The organism is Nonomuraea angiospora (genome assembly GCF_014873145.1).
Taxonomy (GTDB): Bacteria; Actinomycetota; Actinomycetes; order Streptosporangiales; family Streptosporangiaceae; genus Nonomuraea; species Nonomuraea angiospora.
Window position 1 is genome coordinate 3809809 of record NZ_JADBEK010000001.1, and the last position, 19166, is coordinate 3828974.

The following is a 19166-nucleotide window of genomic DNA, read 5'->3' on the forward strand; positions in this document are numbered from 1 at the left end:
AGATCCATTGACCATCTCCAGGGGCTTTCGGGGGCGGTTGGCTGAGCGGGTCGTGCGGTGCTCAGCGCGTCATCGGAAGCGCGACAACCTGGCGGGTACGGCTGGGCGAGGAGACGATCTCGACGGTGCGACCAGCCCTTCCCCGTTGTCGTGACGGGATCGGCGTCCGGTACGCGATCCGTCACTCGGCTGCCCTGAGCCGGGGTTACGCCCGGGACGACGGACGCCACCCGGGAACACCCCGTGATCTTCGATCGATGATCGGATCGTCGCCTCCGGGAAGCCGTCGGTCCAGACTTTTGCGCCTTCTGCTCAAATATTTTTCAGATGTACGGAAATTCGGAAAATTTCCGCCCGCCGGGGCTGGTAGGGCTCACCCGCGCCAGATCCGCAGGTAGGCCTCGCGGTAGCCGGGCGGGTCCCAGGACGTGGCGCCGCCGACGTTCGCCGTCGTGGTCAGGTGCACCGGCGTCACGTACCCGCTCGGCGGGCGCCCGGCGAACGCGCGGTTGAGCTCGTCGACGATCTGGCTGCCCTGCGCGTTCAGCGGCTCCGGGACGGTCGCGTGCTGGAACTGCCGGGCGCGGATCCGCTGGAACGCCGAAGGGTCCCCGTCTCCGGCGCCGATGGAGTAGGGCGGCCCCTCCCCGGGCTTACCGGCGGCGCGCAGCGCGGGAGCGGCGTCGGCGAAGTAGACGTCGTTGATGGCGACCGAGTACGTCCACAGGTCCCTGAAGCGGGACAGCAGGGACGAGACCTCCTGCGGCGTGCGGCTGCCCGCGTCGGGGAGCGGGATGTTCTCGTAGGACAGGAGCCGGACACCGGCGCAGGTCGCCAGGGTCTGCTTGATGAGCCGGGACTTGTTCTCGGCGAACGGGATCGAGGAGTCGGTGAAGATCACGACGTTCGCCCGGCCGTTCGACCTGGCGATGATCCAGTACGCGCTGATCCGCGCCACGTCCTCCACCCGGCTGGTGACGTTGGTGAAGAGGCGGGGGTTCGCGCTGGGGCCCGGCGACTTGGTCGCGTGCCAGCCCACGAGCTGGATCCCGGCGGCGTTGGCCTGCTTGACCTGCTGCGCCACGGACGCCGGGTCGAACCCGCCGATGACGATGCCCGACGGCCGGAGGGCGACCGCCTCGCCCAGGGCCACGCGGATCCCGGCGGGGGTGCCCTGGCCGTCGATCACGCGGAAGCTCCACCGTACGGACCGGGCGGCCTCCCGTACGGCGTCGGCGGTGCCGGCCACGCCGGGGTTGGTCATGGTCGCGGCGACGAAGACGACGCTCTTGCCCGGAACGGCGCGCGGCCCGCTCGTGGGGCCGCCCCAGGGCACGTCCATCGCCTCGGCGCGGGCGACCGCCCGCCTGGCGGTGTGCACCACGCTGTGGCAGCCCGCTGGCCCTCCGGGGCCGGGGGGCGGGGTGCCGAGGGAGCAGCCGGCGGCGACCAGGACGAGCGCCACGAGGCGGGCCAGGTTCATGGCAGGCTCCGCACCCGGCCGGTGCGCGCCCGGCGCCGCGCGGAGTAGCCGGCCAGCCCGACGGCGACGAGCAGGGTGGCGCCGTTGAACAGCGGGGTGACCCAGAAGTCCGCCCCGAGCTGGCTGATGCCCGACAGCCCGATGGCCAGGACCGCGATGGCGACGACCGTGCCCCAGGCGTTGGCGCGTCCCGGCTTGATCGTGGTGGAGCCGAGCAGCGCGGCCACGAACGCCGGCAGCAGGTAGTCCAGCCCGACGCTCGGGTTGCCGATCTGCTGCTGGGCCGCGAGGAGCACGCCCGCGAAGCCGGTCACCAGGCCGGATCCGGCGAAGGCGAGGACGACGTACCGGCGGATCGGGATCCCGACCAGCTCCGCCGCCCGCGGGTTCGAGCCGATGACGTAGAGGTAGCGGCCCACGGGGAGCCGCTCCAGCACGAGCCACAGGGCGGCGGCCAGGGCGAGCACGTAGAAGACGGGCGTCGGCAGGCCGAGGAGCGTCGAGTCGTACAGGCCGGTGAAGCCCTCGGGCAGGCCCTGCGGGCCGGGGAAGATCCGGGCGCCCTGGGTCACCCAGCCCGTGACGGCGTACAGGATGCTGCCGGTGCCGAGGGTCGCGATGAACGAGTCGATGCGCGCGAACTCCACCAGCAGGCCGTTGACCGCGCCGACCACCGGCCCGCCGGCGAGCACGGCCAGGCAGGCCGCGGGCCACGGCCACCCGGCGTTCACGATCAGCAGCAGCGTCATGACGTGCCACAGGCCCAGGCCGTAGCCGAGGGACAGGTCGAAGTTCCCCGTGACGATGGGGATCATCGCGCCCAGCGCCAGGACCGCGGTGATCGAGTAGGCGGAGACGATCGCGGTCAGGTTGGCCATGGTGGGGAACGTGTCCGGCAGGGCGAGCGCGAACGCGGCGAACAGGATGACGGCCAGCGCGAGCAGCCCGTACCCGCCGATCAGCCTGCCGGCGGAGGGCCGTCCGCGGGGCGTGCGGCCGTTCGTCAGCAACGGCCCGTCCCAGGGGTGGCCGTGGCCGCCCGGGTGAGGGCGGCGACGGTGAGGGCGTCGCCGCCCAGCTCGGCCGTCACCGTTCCGCGCGCGAACACGAGCGCCCGGTCGCACAGGTTCGCGACCTCCTCGAAGTCGGCGGAGACCAGGAGCGCGGCGGCCCCGGCCGCCAGGGCCTCGTCGAGCAGCCGGTGGATTTCGGGCTTGGCGCCGACGTCGACGCCGGCCGTGGGCTCCTCGAGGATCAGGAGCCGGCGGCGGGCCCCGAGCCAGCGGCCGATCAGCACCTTCTGCTGGTTTCCGCCGGACAGGGCGGCGAACGGCGCCTCCGGGTCGGCCGGGCGGACGCGCAGGCGCTCGACGATCGCCGCCGTCTCGGCGCGCTCGCGGCGCGGGCTCAGCGGGCTCAGCGGCGACCGGCCGCGCGCGCCGGGGTTGGCCAGCAGGTTCTCCCGCACGCTCAGGTCGGCGGCGGCCCCTTCCTCCTGCCGGTTGCCGGACACGAAACCGACCCCGGCGCCGACGGCCGCCGCGACCGAGGGCGGCCGGTACGGGCTGCCGGCCAGCAGCACCCGGCCCGCAGCCATGGGGTACGCGCCGGCCAGCGCCCGGCCGAGGTCCACGTGCCCGGCTCCGGCGAGCCCGACCAGGCCGAGCGCCTCGCCGGACCGCAGGTCGAACTCCACCGGGCCCGCCCGTCCCGCGCGCACGCCGTCCAGGCTCAGCAGGACCTCTCCCTTTGTTCCGCGGGCCCGGCGCGGGTGGACCCTTTGCTCTCGCCCCACGATGTCGCGCACCAGCTCGGCCGGCTCGCGGCCGGCGAGCGGGCCCTGGCTGACCAGGCGCCCGTCGCGCAGGACGGCGACCCGGTCGGCGACCCGGTAGACCTCGTCCAGCCGGTGGCTGACGTACAGGATCCCGTGGCCCCGATCGCGGAGCGTGCGCAGGACGCCGAAGAGGCGTTCGCGCTCGGCGGCGGACAGAGCGGCGGTCGGCTCGTCCAGCACGATGATCCGCGCGTGCGTGGCCAGCGCGCGGGCGATGGCGACCAGCGAGCGCTCCGCCCGCGTCAGGTGGGCGACCGGCTCGTCCGGGTCGAGGCGGGCGGCGACGATCCGGAGGGCGTCCACGCAGCGGCGGCGTACCGCGCGCCAGGAGATGAGGCCGCCGCGCCGGGCGTACCCCATGCCGAGGGCGATGTTCTCGGCGACGGTCATCCACTCCACGAGGCCGAGGTCCTGGTGGATGAACGCCATGTCGGCGGAGGCGGCCTGGCTGCCCAGGGGGTGGCCGGCCACGACGACCTCTCCCCCGTCGGCGTGGTGGACGCCGGCCAGGATCTTGATCAGCGTCGACTTGCCCGCGCCGTTGGCGCCGAGCAGGGCGAGCACGTCGCCGCGGCGGAGGTCGAGATCCACGCCCCGCAGGGCGTGGATGCCGCCGAAGCGCTTGCGCAGCCCCCGGATCCGGACGAGCGGTTCCGGCTCCGCCGCTCGGGGGCGCGGGTCACTCGCCATCGGGCCGGCGCGATTCCCACGCCTTGACGATCTGCGACCTGGAGGAGAAGTTCAGCTTGCGCAGGACGTTCTCGACGTGGCACTCCGCGGTGCGCTGGGCGATGACCAGCGTCTCGGCGATCTGCTTGTTGCTCAGGCCCTTCGCGACCAGCTCGGCGATCTCCCGCTCCCTGCGGGTCAGGATGGACGTGGCGTCGGACTCGGGCTGGGCGCTCTCCGCGCGCCGCGCGGGCTTCTCGTCCAGCGCGTACGCGGCGGCCTGCTCGGGGGTGAGCTCCGCGCCGCGGTCGAAGGCCGCCTTGAACGCCCGCTCCGTGAGATGCCGCCGCAGGCCGGACTCGCACCGGTCGTGGGCCCCGGTCAGGTGCCCGAGCCCGGGCAGCGACGTCCCGATCGACTTCCAGACCATGTGGGCGGCGCCCAGCATCTGGGCGGCCTGCTCGTACTGCTCGTCGTCGGTCAGGATCCAGGCCAGCCCCTCCAGGCACTGCGCCAGGCCGAGGTGGTCGTTGCAGCGCACCTTGAGCCGCATGGCGTCCCGAATCATGGTCACGGCCTCCCGCAGGGCGCCCTGGCGCCGCCGGTCGAGGGCCGCGACCCACAGCGCGTACGAGATCGACCATTCGGCGTTCGCGCGCTCGGCCGCCTCCAGCACCTCTTCGCAGAGGGCCGTGGAGCGCGGGTGGTCCATGAGGACGGCGGTCATGGCCAGCTGGAAGAGGGCCACCCACGCGTGTCCCCGGTGGCCGAGGGCGCGGCGGCGGGTCAGCGCCTCGTCCAGGAGCTCCATGGCCCGGGAGAAGTCGCCGGCCAGCAACGCGGCGAACCCGGTGATGTGCAGCGCGCCGGCGAGCTGGGCCTCGTCCCCGAGCCGCTCCGACAGCGCCTGGCACTCCTCCAGCAGCGGCTTGGCGGCCTGCGGGTCGCCCCGCAGCAGGACGAGCCACGCGTCGACCCACAGGGCCTTGGCCCGCCCGGCGCTGGGGCCGGACTCCTGCGCCAGCGCCCGTTCCAGCCAGTGGTGGCCCTCGCTGGGGGAGCTCCACGAGAGCCGGTGGCTCCACATCGCGGCGGCGATCTCGAGCGCGGCCCAGGCCTCGCCCGGCTCGCCCAGGCAGAACTCCAGCGCGGAGCGCACGTTCCCCTGCTCCTGGCTGAGGCGCCCGAGCCAGTCCATCTGGTGCTCGCCGAACCACTCCTCCTCCGCCCGCGCCGCCAGCCGGCGGCACCAGTCGCGGTGACGCCGCCGCAGGGCCTGGTCCTGGCCGGAGGCGACGAGCCGCTTCCATCCGTACTGGCGCAGCGTGTCGAGCATCTCGAAGCGCACGTCGGTGGCCTGGCCGCGGCGCTGCACGATCGACTTGTCCACCAGCTGGGTCAGCAGGTCCATGAGGCTTTCCGGGGCGATCCCGTCCTCCGAGCACACGTGCTCGATCGCGTCCAGGCCGCAGCCGCCGGAGAAGACCGACAGCCGCTCCCACAGCGTCCGCTCCTCCTCGGAGCAGAGGTCATAGCTCCAGTCCACCAGCGCGCGGAGCGTCTTCTGGCGCGGCGGCGCGGTGGTGGGCCCGGTCGTCAGCAGCCGGAACCGGTCGTCGAGGCGCTCCAGGATCTGCTCCACTGACAGGACCAGCACCCGTACCGCCGCGAGCTCGATGGCCAGGGGGATGCCGTCCAGCCGCCGGCACAGCCGCGCCACCGCCGCGCTGTTGGCGTCGGTGACCCTGAACTCGTGCACGGCCGAGGCGGCCCGGTCCTCGAACAGGCGCACCGCCTCGTTCTCCAGCGCGCCGTCCATCGAGATCTCGGCCGCCCCAGGCACGTTCAGCGGCGGGACCTCCAGCACCAGCTCCCCCGGGACGTGCAGCGCCTGCCGGCTGGTGGCCAGGACGCGCAGCTCGGGGGCCATCGCCAGCAGGTCGCCGGCCAGCGCGGCGACCTGGGGCAGCAGGTGCTCGCAGTTGTCCAGCACCAGCAGCAGCCGCTTGTCGTGCAGGTATTCGGCGAGGGAGGCCGGGTCCTGCCTGGGGCATCCGACGGCGTCGGCGACCGTCTCGGTGAGCAGCGCGCCCGCCACCAGCGGGGCCAGGTCGACCAGCCAGACCCCGTCGCCGAACTCCCGCGCCATCTCGGCGGCGATCCGCCGCGCCAGCCGCGTCTTGCCCACCCCGCCGACGCCGGTGAGCGTCAGGAACCGGCCGGTGGTGAGCAAGCGCTTGCCCTCGGCGATCTCGTTCCTGCGACCGACGAAGCTCGTGAGCTCCAGTGGCAGATTCCCCGCACGTGACCGCGCCATCGCCCCCATAGCTTCCACAAACCTCGTCACCCGTGCGCGCCCTCGCAGGCCTCGGCTTATTGCTACCCGTGGTGGGCAACGTCATGGCACTGAAGACGCAAACCCTGCGCCAGTGGTGAGCGGGCCGGTCATGCCCGGCCCAAGCGCCCTTGGGCCGGGGCCGACCTGCGGGTTCGGGCCTGTTTCATGAGCTCCGTACGGGGAGGCCGGTCAGGCCGTGCATGAGCAGCCCCGGACGCCACGACAGCCGCTCCTCGGGGACGGCGAGCCGCAGACCGGGGAAACGCTCCAGCAGGTGGCGGAAGGCCACCACGCCCTCGGTCCTGGCCAGCGGGGCGCCCAGGCAGTAGTGGATGCCGTGGCCGAACGCGACGTGCTGGCCCGCAGGCCGGGTGACATCGAGGCGATCGGCGTCGGCGAACTGCGCCGCGTCCCGGTTGGCCGACAGGAACGACACCAGCACGAGCTGCCCCGCCGGGATCTCCGTGCCGCCGATGGTGACGCGCTCCTTGGTGAACCTGAGGGTGGACGTGCTGACCGGCCCGTCGTAACGGAGGAACTCCTCGACCGCCGCCGGCAGCAGCCCGGGGTCCGCCCGGAGCTTGGCGAGCTGGTCGGGGTGGCGCAGGAGCGCGAGCGCCCCGTTGCAGATCAGGTGCACGGTCGTCTCGTGGCCGGCGACCGTGAGCAGGAACGCGGTGTCGACGAGCTCCCGCCCGCTCAGCGCGCCCTCCTCGTCCTGGGCCTGCACCATGGCGCTGAGCAGGTCGTCGGCCGGCGCGGCCCGCCTGGCCTCGCAGAGCTCGGCGAGGTAGGTGGTGAACTCGGTGGCGGCCCGCACGACCACCTCCGGATCCAGTACGGCGCCCTCGATGGTGGTGTTGGACCACTTGATGAGCTGCGGCCAGTCCTCCTCGGGGATGCCGAGCAGCTCCCCGATCACCATGGCGGGCAGGGGCACGGCGTAGTCGTGCAGCAGGTCGAACTCCGGCCCCAGCTTGTCGAGGAGGCCCGCGCTGATCTGCTCGACACGGGGACGCAACGCCTGGACGCGGCCCGCCGTGAACACCTTGCCCACCAGCCGCCGCAGGCGCGCGTGGTCGGGCGGGTCGACGAAGAGCATGTTGTGGGGCACCACGGCCTCGTAGCCGCTGCTGTCGCCGCCCTCCAGCTCGTTCGACTTGATCATGTCCGGGTTGTTCGTGAAGTCCTTGCTGAGGCGGGGGTCGGTGCAGGCCGCCTTGACGTCCTCGTACCGGCTCACCACCCAGACCCGTACGCCCTGCGGGGTCGCGGTGCGAAAGACCGGGCGCCCTTCGCGGAGCCCCGCGAACACGGAATGCGGGTCACGCAAATAGTCCTCATCGAACAACGTCTCGATCATCGTCACCCTTTCGCGCACGGAATGGCAGGCGTCCACCTTATGTTCGGGCTCCGTCCCCTGCCATTTCCGTTTTCCACCCCCTAATTTCGGCCACCCGAAAACAGGGGCTCGGCCTGGCGAACCCCGCCCACCAGCGGCACCACCGGGCCCGGAGATACCGCGTCCTCGTGGTAATAGCCGTGGCTTCCGTATATCCAGGTCACGACACAGATGAGGTGAGCCCGGAACGCGATTTCCGGGCCTCAGCGGCGCCCGCGAAAAGCCGCAAGCTCCCGGGAGACCAAGGCTCCGGAGCCGAGCACGCGCGCGGCCGCGCCGTGATCCTGATCAGGGCCTGCCGGCACCGGGTGCGGAAACGGCGAGGGTCAGGATCTGTCCGGTGCGAGGTCCGGTGGTCAGCCGCTGGAGGTTGTCCGTGACGCCGTCGGACCCGCGCCACTCGGCCGTCATGACGAACAAGGTACGCCGGTCCGGGCCCCCGAGCATCAACGCGAACGGGGCCTGGTCCTCGGAGAGTTCGACGCGTTCGAGGATGCCGCCGCCCTCGGCGACGCGGACGATCGCGGACGCGCCGGTGGAGACCCATACCGCGCCCTCGGCATCCAGGCAGATGCCGTCCGGGGCGACTCCGTCGGCGAAGATCCGCCGGTTGGACAGCCCTCCGTCCGCGTCGATGTCGAACGCGGTGAGCCGCCCGGCGAACGACTCGGCGATGATCAGCGTCCGGTCGTCGGGCGTGATGACCATGCCGTTGGGGAACTGGATGTCGTCGGCGACCTGGCGCAGTTCGCCCTCTGGCGTGACGAGCTTGATGTAGCCGGGCTTGGGCGCGCCGCCACCGGCGAAGTCGAAGTCCGCCCCGTTGATGTAGATGTTGCCGCGCCCGTCCACGACGATCTCGTTGCCGCCCTGATCGGCGACGGTGACCATAGACCCGTCCGGCTCTTGACGGCGCAGCTTGTCCCCGGTCATCAGCAGCCTGCCGTCGGGCAGCCAGTCGATGGAGTACCCCATCGGGACCGGGCCCCGTACGGATGCGACCTCTGACTTGCCGTCAAGATCGACGGCCACGACCTCCCGGTCGATCCAGTTGCAGAACCACAGCCGGTCCTCGTGCCACCGCGGCGACTCAGGAATTCCCAGGCCCGTCAGCAGAACCTTCGGCTTGGACATGACGCCTCCTCACTTCGCCCGACTGCGCCGACCGCAGCCCGGCTTTCCTGCTTTTCACACGAACAGCCCCCTCCCCGATCGACACGATGACCGCGAACGTGCGAATTTTTCTGGGAGCTCTGCCGGCAGCCGCTCGACGGGCCGGCCGTTCAGGCGGGTCCGTCCCGTCGGTCCCGCCGGTCGCGGCGCGCCGCGGCGCGATCAGCCAGGCGGCCCCGGCCGTCCCGTCCCGTACGCGCTGCCCCTCATCGGCGATCGGCGGGTGAGCCTCGCAGGCAGGCCGAACGTCCGATGCCCCTCCTCCCGCCGGCTCGCATCGCCGCGGACGTCGAGCCTCCGCTGCCCTCCGGAAGCCGGTCAGCGGGGGTTTTCGTCCTGTGTCACCTTCTCCGCTCGCCGCCGCGGATCGGCGGTGGCACGCCGCCTACGATCCCGAGCCGCCCATGGAGCAGGCGGGATTCGGGCCCCTGGCGGACGCCGCCTCGGGTCATGATCCCGACCCCGGCTGTTCGACGGCATCGGCTCGATCACGCGCGCCCGCGGCATTGAGGCGAGCCACATTCCCCGGCGCCTCACCTCGACGAGCCGCCGGTCCGGCCCCCGTCCGCGAGGAGATCGCCTCGGCTCCGGCCGCGTCGACATGCTGCTGAGCGAGCGAAAAAGACCTGCCCCGACACCGTCGCGCCAGGCTCGAAACTGTCGGTGCCGACCGGCATGGTGGTGCCATGACCGAGACGCTCCCCTTCACCGTCCTCGCCGATGACACGGCCTACGCCGAGGCCGTCCAGCTCGCCGTCGACTCCGCCGCCGCCTACTACGCCGACGGCACCTCCACGCTTGACGACGACGCCTACGACCGGCTGGTCCGCGGCATCCAGGCGTACGAGGAGGAGCATCCCGAGGCGGTGCTGCCGTCGTCGCCGACCGGCAAGGTGGCAGGCGGGGCCGTGGTGGGCGACGTGCCGCACACCGTGCCGATGCTGAGCCTGGACAACGTGTTCGGCGCCGAGCAGCTCGCCGACTGGGCGGCCGGGCTGGAGCGGCGGCTGGGCCGGCCGGTGACGGCGTGGAGCGTGGAGCCCAAGCTCGACGGCCTGGCGATCTCGGCCCGCTACCGGCACGGGCGGCTCGCGCAGCTGGTCACGCGGGGCGACGGCAGCGCGGGCGAGGACGTCTCGCACGCCATCGGCACCATCGTCGGGCTGCCCGACCGGCTGGCCGACGCGGTCACGGTGGAGCTGCGCGGCGAGGTCATGATGACCACGGCCCAGTTCGAGGAGGCCTGCGCCAAGCGGCAGGCGCACGACGGCACCACGTTCGCCAACCCGCGCAGCGCCGCCGCGGGCACGCTGCGCGCGCAGGACCGGCCGTACGTGTGCGAGCTGACCTTCTTCGGCTACGGCGTCGTGCCGGCGCCCGACGACCACTCCGAGCTGGCGGTGCGGCTGCGCGAGCTGCCGCACAGCCAGATCATGGACTGGGTGGCCACCCAGGGCGTGCAGACCACCGCCGCCACGCCGGTCGCCGGGATCGTGGCCGCCGGTCTTGAGCGCGTGCAGGAGCGGGTGGGGGAGATCGCGGCGGTCCGCGCCGAGCTGCCGTTCGGCATCGACGGCATCGTGATCAAGTGCGACCTCGCGGCCGACCAGGCCGAGGCCGGGTTCAGCTCCCGCGCGCCCCGCTGGGCCATCGCCTACAAGCTGCCCGCCACGGAGAAGATCACCAAGCTGATCGCCGTGGAGTGGAACACCGGCCGCACCGGCATCATCGCCCCGCGCGCCGTGCTGGAGCCGGTCGAGCTCGACGGCAGCATCGTCACCTACGCCACCCTGCACAACGTCGCCGACATCACCCGGCGCGGTCTCATGCTGGGCGACAGCGTGACCGTCTACAAGGCAGGCGACGTCATCCCGAGGGTCGAGGCACCGGTCGTCCACCTGCGCACCGGCGACGAGCAGCCGATCGAGATCCCGCAGGTCTGCCCGTCGTGCGGTGACGGGATCGACAGCTCGCAGGAGCGGTGGCGGTGCGTGCGCGGGCGCGGCTGCCGCGCGATCGCCTCCATCATCTACGCGGTCGGCCGCGACCAGCTCGACATCGAGGGGCTGGCGGAAAACCGCGTCAAGCAGATGCTCGACGCCGGCCTCATCGCCGACTTCGCCGACCTGTTCTTCCTGACCCGCGAGCAGTTGCTCGGCCTGGAGCGCATGGGCGAGACCAGCACCGACAACCTGCTGGCCGCCATCGAGCAGGCCAAGACCAGGCCGCTCAGCAGGGTGTTCGCGGCGCTCGGGGTGCGCGGCACCGGCCGGTCCATGAGCCGCCGCCTCGCCCGCCACTTCGCCACGATGGACGCCATCCGCACCGCCGACGCCGAGGCGATCCAGCACGTGGACGGCATCGGCCCGGAGAAGGCACCGGTCGTGGTGGCCGAGCTGATCGAGCTGGCCCCGCTCATCGACAAGCTCGTCCAGGCCGGCGTCAACATGACCGAGCCCGGCGCCACACCGCCCGCCGAAGGCGAGGAGCCCAAGGTCGAGCTTCCGCTGGCGTCGATGTCGGTGGTGGTCACCGGCACGATGACCGGGCCGCTGGCGGCGCTGTCGCGCAACGAGGTCAACGAGCTGATCGAACGCGCGGGCGGCAAGTCGTCCTCCAGCGTCTCGGCCAAGACGTCCCTGCTGGTGGCGGGCGAGAAGGCCGGCTCGAAGCGGGCCAAGGCCGAGTCGCTCGGGATCCGCATCCTCACGCCGGAGGAGTTCGCCACCCAGGTCCACGCCTTCCTGTAGGCGCCCTGCCCTGAGGGCACGCAGCGCAGGGACGCGGGGTCCCGGCCGGTCAGCTCCAGGGCCGCACGGCTCTTGGCGCCGCGGCGTCGGCGGCCACGACCGGCTGGATCCTCAACGAGCACGCCGCGCGCAACCCGGTCATCGGCAGGGCGAGCTGGAGCATCGGCGTCGCCCTCACCGAGGGCGTCACCCCGTGACTTCCTACTGGGCCGCGTCGTCGCCCCGCACCCGTCCGCCTACCTGGTGCCCGTCAACGCTGAAGTGCCCGATATGGGCATGAGCCTGCCCTCCTTTGGTGATCTCGATGGCCCGTGCCAGGCTGGAGCGCTCGGGCGGCGTGGGGGTTGCTGGGCGCGGGTTGGCGGGCGAGGGTGCCGTGTGCCACCGCGCCACATGAACGTGATGCACTGAGTAGCGCCGCCCGCAACGGGGAGTTACCGGGTATGGATGGAACCATGATCCTTTTGAGTCGGACAGTCCACGTGGCCGTGCTCACCTTCTTGGTCCTCCCGATCGTCGCCGTCCCGCCGGCGGCGGCCGACACCCGCAAGCAACCGCAGGCCGAAGCCGGCGCCGCGCTCGCCCGCCATATGTTGTCCCAGTTGAAGGTGGCCAGGGCATTATCGATCCGCGGCTATGCCCACCATCGCTTCCTGCCCCGATGGGCGCACCACAAGGGCGCGTGCGACACCCGGGAGACGGTGCTGGCCCGCGACGGGCGACGTGTGCGCAAGAACGCCGCGTGCCATCCCGTCAAGGGCTTCTGGTACAGCCCGTACGACGGCAAGTGGCTGAAGAGCGAGAAGCATGTGGACGTCGACCACATAGTGCCGCTGTCGTACGCCTGGCGTTCCGGCGCCAGCAGATGGAGCCAGGCACGCAGGCGCGCCTTCGCCAACGACCTCACCCGGCCCGAACTGATCGTCGTCAGCCACTCCGCCAACATCGCCAAGGGCGGCCAGGGGCCGCAGAGCTGGCGTCCTGCGCGCCGCGCCTATTGGTGCCGCTACGCGACCTCATGGATCACCGTGAAGCACCACTACCGGCTCTTCGTGACGAAGAAGGAGAAGAAGGCGCTGCTCAACATGCTCCGCACCTGCCGAGGACGCTGACAGACCGCCCGTTCGGGGTTCGGGATCGCGGACGAGGTGGGGCTGCCGCTGCCGGGACCACCGGCGGCGGCCGGTGTTAGCCTGCTCGTCATGTCCAGCGGCGATCATGACTTACCCGGCCCCGGCCGGGCACGTACCTCGGATGAGGCGTCGGCCGACGGGACGCTGAGCGATGCGCGTTTCTTGATCCACGGCGACCCCGACGAGACGCTGAGCGATCCGCGTTTCCTGATCCACGCCGACCCCGACGAGGTGATGGCGCTCGCGTCGCGAGCACGCGGCGGCGAGGCGCGGCTGGCCGCGGCGGTCTACCGCACGTCCGCCGGCCGGCATCGTGACCTGCCTCCCGCCGAGCGCCGTCAGATCCTGGCCGTGGACGCCGCCCGGTGGCAGGCCGCCGATCTGGGGCGACGGCTCGCCGAAGTGCCGGACGAGCACGGCGCGGCCGCTCCGTACCGGGTGGAGTGGGCGACGGGCACGTCGCTGGAGGGCGCGCTGCTGTGGTCGGCCGATCTGCCGGACCACGACAGGCTCGGGCCGGCCGGGGTCTGGGCGATGGCGGCCGGCGGGCCGCCGGGCCGAGCCGTGGTGACGGTCGCGGCCTTCGGCCGTGACGGCTGGACCTGGGACCTGGCCTCGGGCAGCTGCGTCGGCAGGCCCGTGTTCGGCGACGGAGGAGTCGAAGCCCTGGAGAGCGTGGTGCTCGACGGTCGCCGGTCGCTGGTCGTCAGCGGGTACAGCGTCGTGGGCGACCTCGTACGGGCGAGCGTGTGGGTGATGGACGCCGGCTCCGGGCAGCGCGTCGGCTCGCCGTTCGTGACCGAGGGTCACGTACGCGATCCGCTGGCCGTCGCCACGGTGGCGGGCCGTCCGGTGGCGATCTCCGCCGGGTCGGCGGTGAGAGCCTGGGATCTGCTCGCGCAGCGCCCGCTGGGCACGCCGTTCGAGGCGCACGGCGGCACGAGCGTGATCTCGATCGCCACGACGACCCTGGACGGCCGCGCGGTCGCGGTCACCGGTGACTACGACGGCCTCGTGCGGGTGTGGGACCCCATCGACGGGACGGAGGCCGCGGCGCCGATCGAGACTTCCGGCAGGCCGGAAAGCCTGCTCGCCCTGTCTCTCGACGGCCGGCCTGTCGTGGTCGCCGGCGGCTACGACGGGCCGGTCGAGGTGCGGGATCTGCGCGAGGGGACTCTCGTCCACGAGCTGCTGCCCGAGGACGTGGCGGCGAGGGGCGGCGGTTCGCTCGCCGCCGCCGAACTCGACGGCCGCCCGATCGTGGTCGCCCTCGACCGCGACGGGCGCGTACGAGTGCTGGACCTCGCCACGGGCGAGCCGCTGTGCGCGCCCCTGCCTCCAGGGCGCGGAAGACCCGACGCGATCCGCGTGGCCGAGGCCGGCGGCCGTCCGATCGCCGTCACCAGCGGGTTGCACTCGTCCGTGGTGCAGGCGTGGGACCTGGCCGCCGCGTGCGCCGCACCGGCCGTCGGAGCGCCGCGCAGCCTGTCGGGCGACCTCACCGCCCTGGCGGTCGGCGAGGTCAACGGCCGCGAGGTCATCGTCACGGCTCATCACGACGGCCCCGCCGACGAGCCCAGATGGGGCGAGGGGTACGTGTGTGTCACCGACCTGGCCGACGGCACGGCGATGGCACCCGCCATCCCCACCGGAGAAGGACGTACGCAGCTCGCCCTGGCCGACCTCCACGGGGACCCCGTCGCGGTGATCACCTGCAACGAGCGATTCGTGCCGCGGCTGCTGCGCTTGCCTGAGGGTCAGGAACTGGACGTCACGTTCACCACCTCGGACCACCGGCAGGACCACAACGGCCGGATCACCGCGCTCGCCACCGGCCGGCTGGGCGACCGCCCCGTGGTGGTGACCGGCGGAAGGCACAACCAGGCGCGCACGTGGTACCTGGACAGCGGCGCCATGCGCACGGCCGTCAGCGGGCGGGGCGACGGGTACACCCATGTCACCGCCGCAGCCGTCGGCTCGCTTCGAGGCCGCGCCGTGGCGGTCACCGCCGGACACGGATCCGGCACGCCCGAGATCCGCGTGTGGTGGCTGTCCAGCGGCCGCCCGGTCTGTCAGCCGGAGCCAGGTCACAGCGGAGCCGTGAACGCCGTCGCGATCAGTGACCTGGACGGCTCCCCGGTCGCGGTGACCGCCGGCGCGGATCAGACGGTCCGGGTGTGGGACCTGGACAGCGGAAAACTGATCAGAGACCCCCTGATCGGGCATACGGCACCGGTGCTGGCCGTGGCCGTGACCGAGCTGGACGGCCGCCCCGCCGTGGTGACCGGCGGCGCGGATCGGACCGTCCTGATGTGGGACCTGGACAGCGGACGCCACCTGCGACGGGTGGACCTGCCCGGCGCGGTCTCGCAGGTCGCCGTCGCGTCGGGCGGCCGGCTGGTCGTCGCGTTTGATGACGACCTCGCCGTCATGTCCCCCCAGCACCTGATGGCGGAGCGGTGAGATGTGAGATGCGAGACGTGAGGAACCGCGGATCAGCGCCGACGACCGCCGCCGGACCGTGGCCGCCACCTGCGGGATGTCCGGCAGCCGTGGTCTCCGTCCGCAGGAAGTCCGACAGCCGTGGCCGCCACCTGAAGCGAGCCCGGCAGCCGTGGTTGCCACCTGCAGCGAGTCCGACAGCCCTGGCCGCCACCTCCAGCGAGTCCGGCAGCCGCCTGGCGGGCATGTCCTCGGTCAGTGCCCCACCGGAGCGAGCGCGTGGCCGGGCGTCATGAGGCTTTGGTGCCCCAGCCAGCTCCCCGGGCTGGGGCATGTCGAGATTATGGCCTTAAGTCCGATTTGTATAGCTTTGGTGAGTAATTTTCCTTGACGAGCCTTGCAAGGACGCCCCGAGGCCCCGCCACGGCAGGTATGACTAGATCATGACCGCGCGTTATGACGGCCAGGCCGAGTGGTACGACGAGTACATCGGCTCCAGCGCCCACGTCACCACGCAGGACATCGTCGACCTCCTCGGCCCCGGCGAGGGGCCGTGCCTGGACCTCGGCTGCGGCACCGGCCTCTATCTCGACGCCATCCGCTCCACCGGCCGGACCGTCATCGGCCTCGACCGCTCCGCCGACCAGCTGCGCCTGGCCCGCCGCCGGGACCCCGCTCCCCTCCTCCAGGGCGACGCCACGGCCCTGCCGTTCGCCGCGGGCACGTTCGGCACCGTCACCGCGATCTGGGTCTCGACCGACATCCCCGACTTCGCCGGGCTGCTGCGGGAGGGGGCCAGGGTCCTGCGCCCGGGCGGCCGGCTGCTGTTCTACGGGGTGCATCCGTGCTTCAACGGCCCCCACATCGAATCCCGCGAGGACGGCGCGGTGATCATCCATCCCACGTACCGGATCAAAGGGTGGCACAAGCGCTCTCCGTGGTGGCGCGAGGGCGGGGTCCGGGACCGGGTCGGGATGAGCCACGTGCCGCTGTCCGACCTGATGAACGCCTTCGTCGACGCCGGGCTGGCCATCGAGCGCGTGTACGAGCCGCAGGAGCGCCCCGTACCGTCCGTCCTGGCCGTCCGGGCGTTCCGGCCGGGCCGAGGTCAGCGGCCGGGCACCGGCAGCAGGGCCAGGTGCTCGCCGGTCACCAGGTCGAACCTCAGCGCCAGCGACACCAGCGCGTGCCGCTGCCAGTCGGCCTTGCCCGCACCACCCTGCGGGCTTTTGACGTGCAGCTTCTTCTCGGCCAGGTAGCCGATGTGGAAGCCGATGGCGGTACGGCTCAACTCCAGGTCGGGGAGCCTCTCGGCGATCTCGGGGATCGTCGGTATGCGCGACGTCGAGGGGTCGCGCAGGCGCGGCTCGCACAGGGCCACGAGGATGCGGAAGTACTTGGCGTTCCGGTCGAGCGGGTAGGCGACCCGCGTGGCCGCTCCCCCGTCGGCGCGGTGCGGCGGCACGTGTACGTGCTGCGGCGCGAACACCAGGAACGAGACCGTGCCGTCGACCGCCGGCAGGCTCACCCTGGAGAACTCGAACGGGATCGGCGCCCCCATCCGCCCCGGCGGCACCTTGACGAACTCCCCGCCCCCTTCCGGGTTCTCCACGACGTACGTCTTCGACGTGCTGAGGTTGGACAGCAGCCAGTAGTCCCCCACCGCGACGATCTCGCCGGCGCGCCGCGAGACCGCGGCGTCGTCCAGCCGGAGGTCCACGGGAGAGCCGGGAGCCCCGCGCCCGAAGAGCGCCTGCTCCCCGGGCGCGAGCTCCAGCGAGTACGGCCGGTCGTCGGTCGGCGCCGCCGCCATCTGGATCAAGATGGTGCTGTGCATCCGCGGGACCCTACTCGCGTGCCGGTGAAGGTGTCCAGGTCATACGGGCAACGTCCTGCCACCCGGGCGCCCGCACTCCCGCAGGCCGCCGTCGGACTCGTCGTTGCCGCCCCCGCGGAAGTAGACCTCGCTGACGTACCCCCACCTGTCGTTGTCGGCCATGGTGGCCGCCCACCAGTAGTTCCGGTACGAGCCCAGCGTGTAGCTCGCCCCGGCCTTCTCGCACAGGTACCAGTCGTCCCCCGCCGGGTCGATGTAGCCGACGATCTTGCCCTTGGCCGGCGACTCGTAAACCGGGATGCCCCCGCTCGGCGACCAGTCGGGGCACGTCTGAACCGTGTAGTCAGCGTGCCGGTACGGCTTCCCGCACGGGCTTGCATCGCCCGCGGCGGCCCCCACAGCTGGGCCGGCGACCCCCGCGATCGCCAGCCCCAAGGCCGCGACGAACGCGGCCCGTCGGATACTCATCATGCTTTTCCTCCCGATGTCGGTATCCGCGTCGATCCTCCGGGACCCCGGGCCGTTTCCGTAACCTGGTAGCTTCCAGGGCGCGTGGACGGATCCACGATGATCGGCGATGATGAGCTGAATGACGGCTCCGTCCCAAGCAGGTCGCTACCGGATCGAGCAGCTCATCGGTGTCGGGGGGTTCGCCTCCGTCTATCTCGCCCATGACGACGAGTTGCGCTCGCCGGTGGCGGTCAAGATCCTCGCCGACAACTGGGCCCGCCGGCCCGACGTGCGCGAGCGGTTCCTCCAGGAGGCGCGGCTGCTGCGCAGGGCCGACTCCCATCTGCTCGTGCAGGTCTTCGACGTGGGCGAGCTCGACGACGGCCGCCCGTACTTCGTGATGACCTACGCCGACCGCGGCACGCTGGAGGAGCGCCTGTCCGGCGGGGCGCTCGCCGTCGAGGAGGCGCTCGGCCTGATGCGCGACATCTGCCAGGGCGTGGCCGTGCTGCACAGCATCCGGGTCGTCCACCGCGATCTGAAGCCGTCGAACGTGCTGTTCTGCTCGCGTCCCGAGGGCGGTGAGCGGGTGATGGTGGCCGACCTCGGCATCGCGCGGTCCACCGACCACCTGAGCGGGCTGACGCTGCCCGCGGGTTCGCCCGGCTACCAGGCCCCGGAGCAGCTCTACTTCGACGGCGCGCCGGACGCGCGCGCCGACGTCCACGGCCTGGGCGCGCTGACCTATCACATGCTCACCGGCAGGGTGCCCGCCAAGCCGGAGCAGCGGGTGCCGCCGAGCGCGCTGCGCCCCGAGGTGCCGGAGGCGGTCGACGCCGCCGTGATGCGCGCCCTGGATCCCGGCAGGGAGGCACGCTGGCCCGACGCCGCCGCCTACGCCGCCGCCCTGTCGTCGTCCACCGCCGTACCGCCACCGGGCGGGGAACCGCAGCTGCGGCCATCCAGCGAGGAAGCGCAGGTGCGGGTGCCCGAAGGGGGCCGCCGGCCGGGCCGGCGCCGGGCGATCGCCGGGGGCGCGGCGGCCGTGGTGGCCGCGGCGGCCGTCACCGCCGTGGCCGTCAACGTCGCCCAGAGCCCCCAAGCGCCCGGCGGAACCCATGCGCCCGGCGGCACCCGCGCGACCGCGAGCCCGTCGCCCGCGGGCGGCTCGACCAGCCAGTGGCTACGGGACGACTCCGACATCCCGGGCCAGTACCGCGACCTGATCGTGCGGGCGGGCACGTACTGCCAGGAGCCCGGCCTCAGCCCCGCCCTGATCGCCGCGATGCTCAAGGCGGAGTCCGGCTACGACCCCGGCCTGTCCGATCCGGTGAAGGACGAGTACGGCATCTCCAGGTGGACCCCGTCGGTGCTGTGGTACTGGCAGCCGGGCGGACTGCAGAGCCCGAAGCCCACGCCGCCGTTCAGCCCGGAGCTGTCGATCCTGTCGATGGGGCGGTTCCTGTGCACGCTGGGCCCCAGGGTCGCGGACCTGCCCGGCGACCCGGCGCTGAAGCTCGCCGCCCTCTACCGCAGCGGCGTCGACCCGCTGAGGCGGGCGGGCGGCATCCCCGAACGGTGGCGCGACTACACCGAGAAGGTCTCCCGCTACCTGCGCGACTACCGGCCGGTCTGAGCGCGCTCGACACATG

General features: G+C 72.5%; 13 protein-coding genes. 5 read left to right on the forward strand and 8 right to left on the reverse strand.

The genetic code is table 11. The features are described from left to right. Positions 1–373 precede the first annotated feature (373 nt). The 6 genes from H4W80_RS17265 to H4W80_RS17290 form a co-directional block, all read right to left on the reverse strand. A complete protein-coding gene (locus H4W80_RS17265; protein ID WP_192786028.1) occupies positions 374–1483 on the reverse strand; it encodes a substrate-binding domain-containing protein in 1110 nt (369 codons plus the stop codon). Then, the gene (locus H4W80_RS17270) at positions 1480–2493 is read right to left on the reverse strand and encodes an ABC transporter permease (RefSeq protein WP_225963495.1); all 1014 of its coding nucleotides are present in this window, start codon (positions 2491–2493) and stop codon (positions 1480–1482) included. Before H4W80_RS17270 ends, H4W80_RS17265 begins: the two co-directional genes overlap by 4 nt. Beyond that, complete coding sequence (locus tag H4W80_RS17275; protein ID WP_192786029.1) at positions 2487–4010, reverse strand: sugar ABC transporter ATP-binding protein; 1524 nt, start codon at positions 4008–4010, stop codon at positions 2487–2489. Before H4W80_RS17275 ends, H4W80_RS17270 begins: the two co-directional genes overlap by 7 nt. Then, positions 4000–6306 (reverse strand): LuxR C-terminal-related transcriptional regulator, encoded by a 2307-nt coding sequence (locus tag H4W80_RS17280; protein WP_192786030.1) that lies wholly within the window; start codon positions 6304–6306, stop codon positions 4000–4002. The genes H4W80_RS17275 and H4W80_RS17280 overlap by 11 nt, the downstream gene beginning before the upstream one ends. Positions 6307–6490: 184 nt before the next feature. Next, positions 6491–7690 carry a cytochrome P450 family protein gene (locus H4W80_RS17285; protein ID WP_192786031.1) on the reverse strand — a complete coding sequence of 400 codons (1200 nt, stop codon included), beginning with the start codon at positions 7688–7690 and terminating at the stop codon, positions 6491–6493. A gap of 327 nt (positions 7691–8017) precedes the next feature. Continuing rightward, positions 8018–8863 carry an SMP-30/gluconolactonase/LRE family protein gene (locus H4W80_RS17290; RefSeq protein WP_192786032.1) on the reverse strand — a complete coding sequence of 282 codons (846 nt, stop codon included), beginning with the start codon at positions 8861–8863 and terminating at the stop codon, positions 8018–8020. A gap of 725 nt (positions 8864–9588) precedes the next feature. On the opposite strand from H4W80_RS17290, the gene ligA reads away from it, so the two are divergent. Further along, positions 9589–11652: an NAD-dependent DNA ligase LigA gene (gene ligA / locus H4W80_RS17295; protein WP_192786033.1), complete on the forward strand. Its 2064-nt coding sequence runs from the start codon at positions 9589–9591 to the stop codon at positions 11650–11652. 49 nt (positions 11653–11701) lie between these two features. Here ligA and H4W80_RS17300 read toward each other — a convergent pair whose 3' ends face one another. After that, a complete protein-coding gene (locus tag H4W80_RS17300; protein ID WP_192786034.1) occupies positions 11702–11842 on the reverse strand; it encodes a hypothetical protein in 141 nt (46 codons plus the stop codon). Between the two features lie 265 nt (positions 11843–12107). Between H4W80_RS17300 and H4W80_RS17305 the strand changes: the two genes are divergently transcribed. From H4W80_RS17305 to H4W80_RS17315, 3 genes are all read left to right on the forward strand, one after another. Then, on the forward strand, positions 12108–12764 hold the full coding sequence (locus H4W80_RS17305; protein WP_192786035.1) for an HNH endonuclease family protein: 657 nt from the start codon (positions 12108–12110) through the stop codon (positions 12762–12764). Positions 12765–12854: 90 nt separating this feature from the next. Beyond that, positions 12855–15248, forward strand: a complete 2394-nt coding sequence (locus tag H4W80_RS17310; RefSeq protein WP_192786036.1) for a WD40 repeat domain-containing protein — start codon at positions 12855–12857, stop codon at positions 15246–15248. A gap of 422 nt (positions 15249–15670) precedes the next feature. Next, positions 15671–16486, forward strand: a complete 816-nt coding sequence (locus tag H4W80_RS17315) for a class I SAM-dependent methyltransferase (RefSeq protein ID WP_225963496.1) — start codon at positions 15671–15673, stop codon at positions 16484–16486. 617 nt (positions 16487–17103) lie between these two features. Here the strand turns inward: H4W80_RS17315 and H4W80_RS17325 are convergent. Next, on the reverse strand, positions 17104–17535 hold the full coding sequence (locus H4W80_RS17325; protein ID WP_192786037.1) for a hypothetical protein: 432 nt from the start codon (positions 17533–17535) through the stop codon (positions 17104–17106). 118 nt (positions 17536–17653) lie between these two features. Between H4W80_RS17325 and H4W80_RS17330 the strand changes: the two genes are divergently transcribed. After that, positions 17654–19150 carry a serine/threonine-protein kinase gene (locus H4W80_RS17330; protein ID WP_192786038.1) on the forward strand — a complete coding sequence of 499 codons (1497 nt, stop codon included), beginning with the start codon at positions 17654–17656 and terminating at the stop codon, positions 19148–19150. Positions 19151–19166 lie beyond the last annotated feature (16 nt).